Source organism: Siphonobacter sp. BAB-5385 (assembly GCF_002261125.1).
GTDB lineage: Bacteria > Bacteroidota > Bacteroidia > Cytophagales > Spirosomataceae > Siphonobacter.
Genome location: NZ_NMPS01000250.1, coordinates 1 through 13,517, shown reverse-complemented (window position 1 = coordinate 13,517; position 13,517 = coordinate 1). Strand labels below are relative to the sequence as shown.

At 49.7% G+C, this 13,517-nt stretch carries 10 protein-coding genes and 1 riboswitch; of the genes, 6 read left to right on the top strand and 4 right to left on the bottom strand.

Translation table 11 applies throughout. The annotated features are described in order from the left end of the window. Positions 1-33: 33 nt before the first annotated feature. Positions 34-447 carry an OsmC family protein gene (locus tag BWI93_RS26270; RefSeq protein ID WP_094816907.1) on the bottom strand — a complete coding sequence of 138 codons (414 nt, stop codon included), beginning with the start codon at positions 445-447 and terminating at the stop codon, positions 34-36. 248 nt (positions 448-695) lie between these two features. Between BWI93_RS26270 and lipA the strand changes: the two genes are divergently transcribed. From lipA to BWI93_RS26245, 5 genes are all read left to right on the top strand, one after another. Beyond that, entirely contained in the window at positions 696-1,598 is a 903-nt protein-coding gene (gene lipA / locus BWI93_RS26265; protein WP_094816906.1) for a lipoyl synthase, read from the top strand. Between the two features lie 156 nt (positions 1,599-1,754). After that, entirely contained in the window at positions 1,755-2,957 is a 1,203-nt protein-coding gene (locus BWI93_RS26260; RefSeq protein WP_233207779.1) for a lycopene cyclase family protein, read from the top strand. Positions 2,958-2,998: 41 nt separating this feature from the next. Then, a riboswitch (SAM-I-IV-variant riboswitch) is annotated at positions 2,999-3,118 on the top strand. A gap of 74 nt (positions 3,119-3,192) precedes the next feature. Next, positions 3,193-4,449 carry a methionine adenosyltransferase gene (metK, locus tag BWI93_RS26255; RefSeq protein ID WP_094816909.1) on the top strand — a complete coding sequence of 419 codons (1,257 nt, stop codon included), beginning with the start codon at positions 3,193-3,195 and terminating at the stop codon, positions 4,447-4,449. Positions 4,450-4,613: 164 nt separating this feature from the next. Beyond that, positions 4,614-5,378: a hypothetical protein gene (locus BWI93_RS26250; RefSeq protein WP_094816905.1), complete on the top strand. Its 765-nt coding sequence runs from the start codon at positions 4,614-4,616 to the stop codon at positions 5,376-5,378. Positions 5,379-5,450: 72 nt separating this feature from the next. Then, entirely contained in the window at positions 5,451-7,646 is a 2,196-nt protein-coding gene (locus BWI93_RS26245) for a DUF2339 domain-containing protein (protein ID WP_094816904.1), read from the top strand. Positions 7,647-7,713: 67 nt separating this feature from the next. Here BWI93_RS26245 and BWI93_RS26240 read toward each other — a convergent pair whose 3' ends face one another. The 3 genes from BWI93_RS26240 to raiA all read right to left on the bottom strand — a co-directional run bounded on the left by BWI93_RS26240 (position 7,714) and on the right by raiA (position 12,201). Further along, positions 7,714-10,098, bottom strand: coding sequence for a glycoside hydrolase family 3 N-terminal domain-containing protein (locus BWI93_RS26240; protein ID WP_094816908.1), 2,385 nt, complete (start codon positions 10,096-10,098; stop codon positions 7,714-7,716). Positions 10,099-10,344: 246 nt separating this feature from the next. After that, entirely contained in the window at positions 10,345-11,727 is a 1,383-nt protein-coding gene (locus BWI93_RS26235; RefSeq protein ID WP_094816903.1) for an FAD-binding protein, read from the bottom strand. Between the two features lie 114 nt (positions 11,728-11,841). Beyond that, positions 11,842-12,201 carry a ribosome-associated translation inhibitor RaiA gene (gene raiA, locus BWI93_RS26230; protein ID WP_094816902.1) on the bottom strand — a complete coding sequence of 120 codons (360 nt, stop codon included), beginning with the start codon at positions 12,199-12,201 and terminating at the stop codon, positions 11,842-11,844. A 192-nt stretch (positions 12,202-12,393) separates the two neighbouring features. Between raiA and BWI93_RS26225 the strand changes: the two genes are divergently transcribed. Further along, complete coding sequence (locus BWI93_RS26225) at positions 12,394-13,479, top strand: hypothetical protein (protein WP_094816901.1); 1,086 nt, start codon at positions 12,394-12,396, stop codon at positions 13,477-13,479. Positions 13,480-13,517 lie beyond the last annotated feature (38 nt).

Sequence of the window (13,517 nt, the reverse complement as noted above, 5' to 3'; positions counted from 1 at the left end):
AAACTGGAAACTGGAAACTGGAAACTGGAAACTCTAAACCAAAAACTCAAAACTCACCACCTGCTTCAAATCCGGATGCAGACTTTCAGCTACCGGGCAGGTAAGAGCCGCGTTTTCCAGTTTCTTCCGCCGGGTTTCCGTCAACGGTTGATTAGTTTTGATTTTCAGTTTTACTTCCAGTTGGCCAATCCGTCGGGGGCTTTCCGCCATACTTTTCGTTACTTCTACTTCTGTACCCGTAATGTCAATTCCATCGCGTTGGGCCACAATACCCATGATTGTAAGCATACATGATCCCAGAGCGGATGCCACCAGATCCGTAGGTGAAAACGCTTCTCCTTTGCCGTGATTGTCTACGGGAGCGTCCGTTAAGATTTCTGAACCTGATTTAAGGTGGACGCCTTGCGTGCGGAGCTGTCCTAAGTACGTAATTTTTGCAGTTGCCATAGATACTGAATTAAAACTTCAAAAGTAAACCCAAGAACTAAATCCGCTACAGGTATTCAAAGATTTACGGATGAAACATCCGTAAAAAGGCATTTCTTCTCCGAAAAGCCCCCGCTCCCAACCATTAACCGGGTTTACCTTAAAATCCGTGTTCAAAGCAACTTTTTCTACGCATTCCCGGTTAGCTCATTACCTTTGTATTTACGTTGATAAACCCATTGTTTGTCAAATCAGCAATTGATATTGGGATGATCGAGCTACCCGTTATTACGAAAACTGAACCGGCTGGTTTAAACAGACCGGGTTCTTCTACCCGTAAACCCGAATGGTTGCGAGTAAAACTCCCGACGGGTCCGGAATACCGCAATGTGCGGCAGGTGGTGGATGAATACAAGCTTCACACCATTTGTCAGTCGGGCAATTGTCCCAACATGGGCGAATGCTGGGGAGCGGGTACGGCCACGTTCATGATTTTAGGCAATGTCTGTACGCGTTCCTGTACCTTCTGTGCCGTAGCGACGGGCCGTCCAAACGAATATGACGCTGACGAACCCCGACGCGTGGCTGAGGCCATTAAAATCATGGGTGTGAAACACGCCGTGATTACGTCCGTCAACCGTGACGAACTGAAAGACCGGGGAGCAGAAATCTGGTATGATACGGTTCGTCTGACGAAAGAATTGAGTCCGAGTACGACGATTGAAACCCTGATTCCGGATACGAAAGGAAACTGGCCCGCTTTGGAACGCATGATTTCAGCCGGCCAGGAAGTGGTTTCACACAATATGGAAACCGTGGAGCGGCTATACCGTCCCGTTCGTCCACAGGCTAAATACAGCCGCAGTCTGGAGCAGATTCAGCGTACGAAAGCATTCGGTAAGCGTACCAAAACTGGCATTATGCTGGGCCTGGGCGAAACGCAGGAAGAAGTTTTTAAAGTGATGGATGATCTGGTTGAAAACGGACTGGATATTCTGACACTGGGCCAGTACCTGCAACCGACCAAAATGCACCACGAAGTCATCGAATGGATTCACCCCGATACCTTCGCGATGTACAAGGAAGAAGGCGAAAAACGCGGTATCAAGTACGTAGAAGCGGGACCACTGGTTCGTTCCAGCTACCACGCCGAACGTCACGTGCACGTGTAACGGATGAATTAATCACGTATGTAGTACATGAAACAGCCTCGCTTGTTAAAAGCGAGGCTGTTTGTATTTCAGGACTTTCGTATAGAGTAAATGTATTTCGGACAAACAAGTACCCTTGATTTTGGGTTGTATCCTCACAATTTCCCCTGATTTGCCTTGAAGTACGACATCATCATTACGGGCGGAGGGATGGCCGGGCTGAGCCTGGCCTATTACCTCAATCACAGCACCTTACGTCATAAGCAGATCCTGATTATTGACCGGGAACCCAAAACCCGTAACGACCGCACCTGGGCCTTCTGGCAGGCGGGCGAAGGAGCGTTTGAATCCATTCTGTATCGACACTGGAATAAGCTCTGGTTTCACGGAACGGAGGGGTTTTCCCACCAATTAGACCTTGGCCAGCACCAGTATAAGCTCCTTCGCGGAAAAGATTTTTACGCTTCGATCCGGGCTGATCTTTCCCGTAACCCCAATATCCAGTACCTGTTCGCGGATTTACATTCGGTGGAAACGTCCGCGGGTTCAGCTTTGGTTCAAACCTCGAAAGGCGAGTATCGGGCTCAGTGGTGCTTCGACAGTACCGTTCCCATGCAGGCCATTCGAATGCTGACGGCAGAGCCCGCTTCGCTCCCAGCCCCTCGCTGGCAGGAACTCCTACAGCATTTCAAGGGCTGGGTGGTTCGTACCGAAAAACCGGTATTCGATCCCGAAACGCCGATCATGATGGACTTCCGGATCGAACAGAAAAACGAGTGTCGGTTTGTATACGTCATGCCTTTCTCGGCAACAGAAGCTCTCGTTGAGTTCACGCTCTTCACGCCCACCCTATTGACGCCAGACGAATACGACGAGGCTTTACGAGCCTATCTGAAGGATTTTTTTAGTCTGGAAACCTACGAGATTACCGAAGAAGAAACGGGTATCATTCCGATGAGTGACGAGCCGATGCCCGAACAACCTTCGCCGCACGTCATCCGGATTGGGACCGCCGGGGGATACACCCGGGCCAGTACGGGTTACACGTTTACGCGTACGCAAAAGCGACTACAGGGCTTAGTACGTCAACTGGAAAAGAACTTCTCCCAGTCTCCGGTCACCAACCGACCCATCTCGGCTCAGTACCGTTTTTATGATCAGGTACTTCTAAATGTATTTCTGAAAAATCGGTATTCTGCGGCAACGGTTTTTACCGATTTGTTCCGCAAGAACCCTGCTCACCTGATTTTTCGCTTTCTGGATGAGGAAACGTCGCTTCGGGAAGACCTGGGCGTTCTGTATTCAGTACCCGTTATTCCCTTTACGGTGGCTGCTTTTGACGTTTTTAAGAGAAATATCTCGGAAATGTTCAAACGGTAAGCCTACATATTTGGTGAATTTCCGCTGAATGTACAATTTTGCAAAAGTATCCAGAGGCTCCAGTTAGGGCACCAACCGAGTCCAGAACGCTACGGTGGTTTGACGATACGGACTTTGTTGCTGGTAATCAGCTATTTCAGCAACAGTCAAAAACGTTCAATTCCTTCCTTTGGCCGAGGACTACGAAAAGTTTACATGGATTCGTAACTCCCAAAATCATTCTAATTTACAGAACATGCCTTATTTGTTCACTTCTGAGTCTGTATCTGAAGGACACCCCGATAAAGTGGCAGACCAAATTTCAGATGCCCTCATTGATCATTTTTTAGCCTTCGACCCCCAATCCAAAGTAGCTTGTGAAACGCTGGTAACGACGGGCCAGGTTATTCTGGCGGGTGAAGTGAAGTCTTCGACGTACCTCGATGTACAGAGCATTGCTCGTGACGTGATTCGCAAGATTGGGTACACGAAGTCGGAATACATGTTCGAAGCTCATTCCTGCGGTGTTCTTTCGGCCATTCACGAACAGTCGGCGGATATCAATCAGGGTGTGGATCGTTCCAGCCCCGAAGAACAGGGTGCCGGTGATCAGGGAATGATGTTTGGTTACGCGACCCGCGAAACGGACAACTATATGCCCTTAGCTCTGGACTTAGCTCACAAGATTCTCAAGACGATGAGCGACATCCGGAACAACGAACTTTCGCTGATGCCCTACCTTCGTCCCGATGCCAAATCGCAGGTGACGATTGAGTACAGCGATGATAACGTTCCCCAGCGGATCGATACCATTGTCGTTTCTACCCAGCACGACGATTTCGCGGACGATGAAACCATGCTTGCCAAAATTCGCGAAGACATCGTAGCGATTGTTATCCCCCGCGTAAAAGCCAGTCTGAAACCTGAATTACGTGGTTTATTCGAGGGCGAAATTACGTACCACATCAACCCGACGGGCAAATTCGTGATCGGTGGTCCCCACGGGGATACGGGTCTGACGGGCCGTAAGATCATCGTCGATACCTACGGTGGTAAAGGTGCCCACGGCGGTGGAGCTTTCTCGGGTAAAGATCCCTCGAAAGTAGACCGTTCGGCAGCTTACGCGACGCGTCACATTGCCAAAAACCTGGTTGCGGCGGGTGTAGCGGACGAAGTACTCGTTCAGGTATCCTATGCCATTGGTGTAGCCGAGCCCTGCGGTATCTACGTGAACACGTACGGAACCTCGAAAGTGGGCCTATCCGACGGTGACATCGCTCTGAAAGTAGAGAAGATTTTCGATATGCGTCCGTACTTCATCGAGCAGCGTCTGAAACTGCGTAACCCCATCTATTCCGAAACAGCGGCCTACGGCCACATGGGACGGGAATCGAAAGTGGTGACGAAGACGTTCAAATCACCCGACGGAGCTACGAAAGAACTCGAAGTAGAGCTCTTTACCTGGGAGAAACTCGACTACGTAGAGAAAGTAAAAGCTGAATTCGGTTTGTAATTTCAGATTGAAGATAAAAAAGACCTGAGCCGGAAACGGTTCAGGTCTTTTTTGTTGGGAAGAAATCGGCAGTAATAGTCTACAATCTTACTGGAATACAGTATACTTGTTATTTCGGTTACTCTTCCTTTCCAAAACTTTTTTCTTCCTCAGTTAAAACCTGTATGAAACACTTGTTTAGTACCTTTCTGCTCTGCCTGGTGGCCTGTTACGGATTTGCTCAATCCACTAAAGTGATAGTCCGGGCCCGGGCCAAAGACGCCAAATTTATTGGTACGGGCATTGGCGGGGCTTACGTCGTTATTCACCATGATCTGACGGGTGAAATTCTGGCCCAGGGCTTGACAACGGGTAACTCCGGCAATACCGATCTCCTGCTAAAAACGCCCCACCAACGGTACGACCGCCTGACGGATGACCAGACCGCCCGCTTCGAAGCAAATCTCAAACTCGACGCCCCCACGTTTGTAACCGTTGAAGCGACCGCTCCCGTCAACCGGAAAAGTGCTGCGGTCAAGGCCAGTACTCAATTGTGGCTTATTCCCGGCAAAGCCATGGATGGCGAGGGAATCATCCTGGAAATCCCCGGTTTTATGCTCGATATTCTCGAACCCCAAACGCATCAGGTTTTGAGCCTAAGTTCGCTAAAGGATAGTCAGGTTAAACTGAAAATCAATCTGGTGATGATGTGCGGTTGCGTCATTACGAAAGGCGGGGTCTGGAATTCCGAGCAGATTGAGGTAAAAGCGTTTGTGAAAAAAGACGGCGTAGCTCGAGGCGAAGTGCCTTTGAATTTTGCCGGGATCGATAATATTTTTGAGGGCAGCCTGCCCATTAAGGAAAAGGGCATGTATGAAGTACAGATTTATGCGTATGATCGCATTACCAAAAATACGGGTCTGGATCGGATGAATTTTGTCATTCAATAAGTTCTTAGTTTTTAAACCTATGGATGACGCTTACCGTACGTATATCCAACCCACCTTACGTACCCTTCAATCATGAATGAAAAAACCAGAATCGACGCTCTGGAAGCCGAAGTACAACGACTTTCCAGCCAGCTAACGATCTATCAGCAACACCTCAGTCAGATCGAGCGGGAACTGCTCCTGCTTCGACGCGGCGAAGAAACCGCCTCTGTACCCTCAACGCCCCCCGTACCTCCCGTTACCGTACCCCCGCGTCCGATCTCCGTACCTCCACCACCGGTAGCGGCTCCCCGCTCCGTTACGCGTTCGCAAACGCCCACGGAAGAGTACATCGGTGGCAATCTCCTGAGTAAAATAGGGATTGCGGCTCTGGTAATTGGCATGGCCATTTTCGTAAAATACGCCTTCGACAATGATCTGATTGGTCCCTGGGGCCGTTTGCTGCTGGGTTGGGGACTGGGAGCGGGTTTAACGGGACTGGCCCTCTGGCTGAAACCCAAGTATCTGACCTACAGTGCCGTACTCCTGAGTGGCGGCGTTGCTACGGCGTACCTGACCACCTACGCGGCATTTTACTTTTACCATTTCCTGCCGCCGCCCGTCGCTTTTGGACTGATGGTGGCAATCACGCTCTTTACCGTCTGGCAGGCCACGCAGTACGAAGTTCAGTGGATTGGACTTTTCGGACTCGTGGGAGCGTATGCGGTGCCCTTCCTCGTCGGCGGGAACGGAGCTGCCTGGGGCCTGTTTGTGTACATGACGATTCTGAACACCGGCGTACTGGCTCTGGCCTACCAACGCAACTGGCAGTTGATGAACACGGCGGCGTTCAGCTTCACCTGGCTCATCTTTATCGCTTTCATCATCAACGGATTCGACCGGCCCGGTTACGTCTGGATCAGTCTGGTATTCGGGGCTGTTTTCTTTTTACAACTCTACGCTAATCAGCTGATTTACCCCTTATTCCAGAAAGAGTACGTCAACAACCGTACTATTCTGCTGATGATTCTGAATTCTATCTTCTACTTTTTCCCGACGTACTTTATCCTTAATGAGCACCACTACCCTACGCTGACCATCACGGCATTTACCTTAGCCAACAGCCTGGTACACGGGGGAATTGCGTGGTATATGCATCAGCGAAATTTTGCCGTACTCTCCCGCACCTCGCTGGCCTTAATGCTGGTGTTTCTGATCGTTGCCGTACCGATTCAATTGGAAGGCGACTGGATTACGATCCTTTGGGCAGCGGGAGCAGCGGCTTTGTATTACCTGGGTGTCAATCGGTCTTCGCGGTTACTGCGGGTGTTCGGAATCGCCCTGATTTATCTGGCGGCGGGTTCAGTCTTTGTCTACTGGTACGATCCTGTGATCCAATCCCCCGACTATCTGCCCTATTTCAACCGGACCTTCCTGACTAATTTTCTGTACCTGGCAGCCTTGGTCTTTATGCTTTTTCAATCGTATCGCAACGACCGGACGGGTCTTTTCCCCAATAGTTTGCTGATTCTGCTGCTGGGAACAGCCTACTTTATTGGCTGGGTTGAATGGGAACGGTATTTCAATATCCAGGTGAATCGCTACGCTCCGCTCATTGAGAAAGTAGTGTTTATGAGTTACTCGGCTCTGTATCTGGGGCTGGTTCACTGGGGTTTGTCCCGACGTTCGCTTGGGATCTGGAAAGCCTTTAGTCTGGGACTTTCGGGATTACTGTTTCTGTACATCGTTGCTGAGCAACCCATTTTGGAGCTGGTTAATCAGTACCTCAAAGTCCCCGCTACACCACTGTTCCTGCGTTTTCTGCTGTACGCTTCCCTGGCCGTGTGGACCTGGGGCCTGTACCGAATGATTCCCGAGCATACGCCCGGCTGGAAAAAGATCCGCAACGGTTTTCTGTACGTTATCCATGTCATTCCTTTATGGATTCTGAGTCAGGAATTGATGACGCATCTGATTCTGCTTGATCCCCTGCACGCTGAAGAACAACGTCTGCAGGCTACTCAGGCCGGATTTAGCGTTCTTTGGGGTGTCTATTCGCTGGTACTGATTGTGCTGGGCTTCACTCAAAAAGTAAAACGATACCGATTGTCCAGCATCGCTCTCTTTGGTATCGTTCTCGGAAAACTGCTCATTTTTGACCTTAGCCGCGTACCCACGGGCGGGAAAATCATCATTTTCCTGAGCGTCGGGGTTTTATTACTGTTTACGTCTTTTCTTTATCAGAAGTACAAGGATAAATTACTGGAAGACGATCAGCCCATTCAGTAAGCTAGCCCAAAAACAAAAGATCCCGAAAGCGGTACGACTTTCGGGATCTTTTGTTTTCGGGCGATAATTACGGTTTTACGGGAATATCCTGCGTTAACTGAAATTCGTCTTTCAATCGAATATCCTCCGAAGATGCTCCTACCTGTGCCGTGAATTTTCCTTTTTCGGCGACCCATTGCATCTGCTGATTGAGTAACATCAGGTCTTTGGCGTGCAGCTCGAATGTTAGCGTTTTTTCTTCACCCGCTTTCAGATGAATCCGCTCGAATTTTTTCAGCTGCTTGACCGGGCCTACGACTGACGCCACCTGATCGGTCACGTACAACTGAGCGACCTCATCACCATCACGATTGCTGGTGTTTTTCACCCGAAACGAAACCTTCACCGTTACGTCTTTCGAAACGGGGGCTACTGCAATCGTCAGACCGCTATAGTCGAATGAGGCGTAACTGAGGCCGTAGCCAAAAGGATACAGGGGTTTGGCGTCGCTTTCCACGTAATCGTGTTTGACGGGTGTTTTGTAGTTGTAATACACGGGCAGTTGACCCACCGATTTAGGCACGGAAATGGGCAGACGACCCGCCGGATTGTAATCGCCGAAGAGTACGTCGGCAATGGCGTTGCCCCCCTCCTGACCGGGATACCAGGCGTCGAGTACGGCGGGCACGTGAGCCGATACGTAATTCAGATTCAGCGGACGACCTTTGATCAATACGACGACAACGGGTTTGCCCGTTTTTAATACGGCTTCCAGCAATTGCAACTGACGGCCCATCAAATCCAGACTGGCCCGGTCGTACCCCTCACCACTTTCCATGTCGCTGATCGATACTTCGGAAGCCTTTACGTGAGCGGCTCCCGTATTCTGGTATTCCGTTTTGAAATCACGGGCACTCGATCCGCCGATGACGACAACGGCTACTTCCGACTGACGAGCCGCTTCGACAGCCTCGACAATCTGGGTTGAAGACGTATCGCGGATGCTACATCCTTTGGCGTATCGAATCTGCGTGCTAGAACCGAGTTTATTTTGAAGACCTTTGAGTACTGTAACTACTGCTCCATCAGCTTGCGGAGCCGTATAATCGCCGAGCTGATTGTAAACGTTGTCGGCATTCGGCCCAATGACTGCAATGCTCTTTAAAGACTTTTTCAGCGGTAAAAGCTGATTCTCATTTTTCAGCAAAACGATTGCCTGCTGAGCCACTTGACGGGCCAAGTGAATGTGTTCGGTACTACGCACACCCGACGTTTTCTCCGGATGAACGTAGGGATTTTCGAATAATCCCATCTCGAATTTCAGTCGCAGCACGTGGCTCACCGCAGTATCCAATACGGCTTTGCTTACTTTTCCTTCCTTCAGGGCCTGTAACAGCGATTTGTCGAAGCCCGTACCGCTCAAATCGGCATCCAGACCCGCGTTGATCGCCAGAGCCGCCGCTTCTACCCGGTTCGCTGCAATATGGTGATTGGCTAACAATCCCTGAATACTGTTCAGATCGGATACGGAAAACCCTTTAAAACCCCACTGCTGCCGTAAAATGGTTTTGAGTAAAACCGGATTCGCCGTACAGGGAATGCCGTCAATGGAGTTATAGGCCGTCATGATCGAGAGAGCACCGGCCTGTACTGCGTCGCGGAAGGGCGGCAGATAGACCTGATGTAATTCCCGAACGCCCGGAGCAACACTACCGCCGTTATGTCCACCCTCGGGTACGCCGTAGGCCGCAAAGTGTTTCAGCGTGGAAATGATGTTAGCTCCGCTTTTCAGATTGGTTCCCTGAAAACCTTTGACCATCGCCCGACCCATTTGGCCATTCAGTACGGGATCTTCACCGTAGGTTTCCTCCACGCGGGACCAGCGGGGTTCGCGGGCCAAGTCCAGCACCGGACCGTACCCCACGTGAGCCCCCTGCAAACGGGCTTCCTGAGCAATAGCCGAGGCCATTTGCTGAATCAGGGCCGGATTCCAGGTACTACCCTGCCCGAGGGCCGTCGGAAATACCGTCGTTCCAATCGCCATATGGCCGTGGGGACATTCTTCCGAGAGTAAAAGCGGAATGCCCAGTCGCGTATGTTCAATGACGTATTTCTGCAAGGCATTGGTAGCCTCGGCGGCCTGCCGGGGATTGAGGCCCGTCGTCAGGGTTTTCTGCGTCCAGGGATCGGCCCGTAAGGTGGCCCAGAGCAAACCAATATGCTGTTCAGCAACGGCTTTTTTGAACTGCTCGCTTACCTGTACTTCGTTGCCTTTCTTTTCGTACATGAACCAGCCGAGTGGCGTGGCCAGTTGCCCGACTTTTTCTTCGGGCGTCATACGTTGGAGTAAGTCCTGCACCCGGCGATGCGTAGGCAGGGCGGGATTTTTATAAAGGGGCTTGGGATCAATGCTAGCCGTCAGCGAAACCAGTGCGAAACAGGCACCGGCGAGTAATAGAGGGGTACGTACCATGCGTTTCATTGCCGAATGTTACGCATAATTTGGTGAATCTGTCCTTGGTCCGAAGTTAATTTGTAAAATTTTTTAATATATGCAGTATCTGAAAGGTTATTCTCGCTTTGGAAGGATCAACTACTAGTTTATAGTTTTTCAATCGGATTATGGCCTCTAAAATTTTCCCGAAAGCTCTAGTACTTTCGGGAAAAGCTAATGCATCAAAGGATGTACAGACCTGGTTAACATGACCCGACTTTCCCTTTAAACACCGTATAAATTTTTCTCCAGAAATTCATTCTGAAACTTCCCCTGCGGATCATACTGCTTGATCAGGTTCTTGAAATCAGGCAGTTTCTTGTAAAGCGACTGTAACCGCATGGGTGACATCGTAAACAGCTTGGCCCAGTGCGGACGAGCCTGGAAGGGAGCCAATTTTTCTTCAATAATGGGTAGCACTTTACTGACGGCGGGCCAGTCCTGTTTCCAAGTAAAGTGCAGGGCAACGCTATCCTGCTCATAACAGGGACTCATCCAGAACGAATCGGCAGCGATAGTGCGTACTTCTGAAATCAGCAGGTGTGGCGTAATGAGATCCGCTAGCTGGAACATTGCCTGAATAGCCTGGATTCCTTTTTCCCGGGGAACAAAAAACTCCGACTGCAGCTCTTCGCCGCTGCTGGGCGTAAAGTTCATTTTGAAGTGCGGCAGTCGCTCGTGCCAGGGACCCGGTACGCCCTGCTGCTCGGTACAGTGTTCAGCGGAAATGGCTTCGATGGGATGCAGTTTTTTTGTAGCCAGGGTAGCTCCAAATAGCGTATCTGGGATTTTCATCATCATTCCCTTTTCGACCCGTCGTTTGATCCAGACCTGATTGATAGTCTGGTTCGCCCAGTTGGTGAATAAACTCACACTATATCCGGCGGACATGACCTCTTCAAAATGCTCTTTCAACTGAGCGAGTGGCATATTTCGGTAGACATCCTGTCGAACCAAAAACGTAGGTTGTACCTGTAGGGTCAGTTTCGTTACCACGCCCAAGGCTCCCAGCCCTACAACGGCTCCGTAAAACGTCTCTTTATCTTTTTCAGCCGATAACTGCACAGTTTCTCCCGTGGCAGTTAGCAATTCCAGAGCAACTACTTCCGTGGAAAGATTCCCATTTTTCACACCCGATCCGTGCGTAGCCGTCGCACAGGCTCCGGCTACGGAAATGTGCGGCAAGGATGCCAAATTGTGCAAAGCGTACCCTTCTTTGTGGAGGTATTCAGCCAGTTCGCCGTACCGTATTCCCGCCTCTACGGTTACTGTACGAGCTTCTTTATCGAGCGAAATCACTTTATCCAGCTCTCTGAGAGAAACGATATGCTCCGTACTGTCCGCAATACGGTTGAACGAATGCCGCGTTCCTAAGGCTCTCAGATGCTTCATTTCCCTGACCAGCTCTTTGAGTTGTTCAGTTGATTTCGGGTATTGAAAATCTTGAGTACTATACTCGAAATTACGAGCCCAGTTAAACTCTTTCGTGCTCAACAACTCTTTAGCGGCATTGCGGGTGTTTTTGCTTTCTTTACAGCTGCTCATGGGAGGTAAAAGGCTACCCGTTACAACAACGGAAGAGAGTTTCAGGAAGGTGCGTTTGTTCATAGGTAGAGGATTTGCCTTCAAGTAAGGGAATGCCTTCAGGAAAATCAATACCATCTAATGTAAAAGAGGTCGCTCCTGGTAAGAACGACCTCTTTTTTATACGAACGAGAAGGTTTACAATATGTCGCTGTCTTCCTCTTCGGTAATGAGTTCAGCGGCTTTCGGAGCATTTTTAGCCTTTACTTTTTCCTTATATTTCTTGACCTGCGTTTTCGCAATATCCAATACGCGGTCCGTCGCTTCTTCAAAGGTGGTACCAGTTTCCCGCACAAAAATCGAGTCACCAGGTACATAGACCTTAATTTCCACAATTTTATTTTGAACCTTGCTCGACTCGCCTTTATCCAGCATCAGGTATACATCCGCACTCGTAATCCGATCATAAAACTGATCGAGTTTATTGAATTTGGCTTGCACAAAGTCGAGCAGTTTGCTATCCGCATCGAAATGGACTGTTTGCACTTGCAGTTTCATACGCACACTCATTTTTAGGTTTAACCATAGTAGCTACCGTAAAAAACCATTCTATCCGTTCCTTAATCTAGGATAAAAGGCCCGTTAGCAAGAGTGAACCTAGTGAGGTCTGCCCATAAAGTCAAGGATAAAGTGAAGAAATTTCCCCGCACTTTTCTATTCTTTTTTGCGTTAAAAAGAGCATAGAAACCCATGAACTTGATACATAGACGCTTTTTACGCGGATACCTGCTCGTTTGGATCTGCTTCTTAGGTACGCCGATGGTATGGGCCCAAAAAACGTTGGGACTTCGTTCGGAATCGATTCCGCAATTACCCAATTTGTATACGTTACAGGACATTGTTGACGAACGCCCCAATCAAACAGGCCTGGGTACCGTAGTGCTTCCCTCGGGTCAGACGACCCGCTTGCAATTTGCGGCGAGCGTTCCGGCTACGTTGCGTCAATTGCTCCGACAGCCGCCCCGGAATGAGCGGGATTATCCCGTACGCGTGCGAATCAGGCAATTATGGTTTGACGAAAAACCTTCCAGTCGGCTCATCCGAGGGACCTTTCGGGTACAGTTGGTCTTTGAGCGGGAAGTCGAGGATCGCTACATTACACTGACTGAATGCCAGGCTGGAGCGGATTACAGTCGTTCACCCGGCATGGAGGGTAATTATGAAATTCAGCTTCGGCAAACCCTCGGACGCTGCTTTCAGGAGTTTGGCAACTGGGTAAAGACCCATGAGCAGAGTACTGAAAAGCTGGCCCGCCGGGTTCAGATTCGCTTCAGGGAATACGTACCCAAGGGGCGTTTAGCCGATACCGTTTTTTATGATCCGGCCCGTAAACTGACCTGGAATGATTTTCGCGGCCCTATCAGACGGGTAAACCCACGTACGGGAGCTATGATTTATACCAGCTTCGGATATGAGGCCATGACGCACGTAGATAAAGGAACCGTATATATTGACATGACGGTCAAGGCCTTCATGTTACAAAATTCTTCCTGGACTTCGGAACCGGCCACAAACGCCTACGCCCTTGCCCACGAACAGCTGCACTTCGACATCACGCATTTGATTACGGAGCGTTTCAAAAAAGCTCTACTGGCCGAAGAACTGCCGCTGGAAGATTACGATAGTCGCATTCAATACATTTTTCTGGAATCATTCCGGGAAATGAATCGCTATCAGGAGCAGTATGACGCCGAAACGCGGCATAGTATCATTCAACCTGAACAGGCTCGCTGGGCGGAAAAGGTGGCTCGGGAGATTCGGGAGTTGCGGCAATAAGGTGAATAGTTGATAGTTGATAGTTGATAGTTGATAGT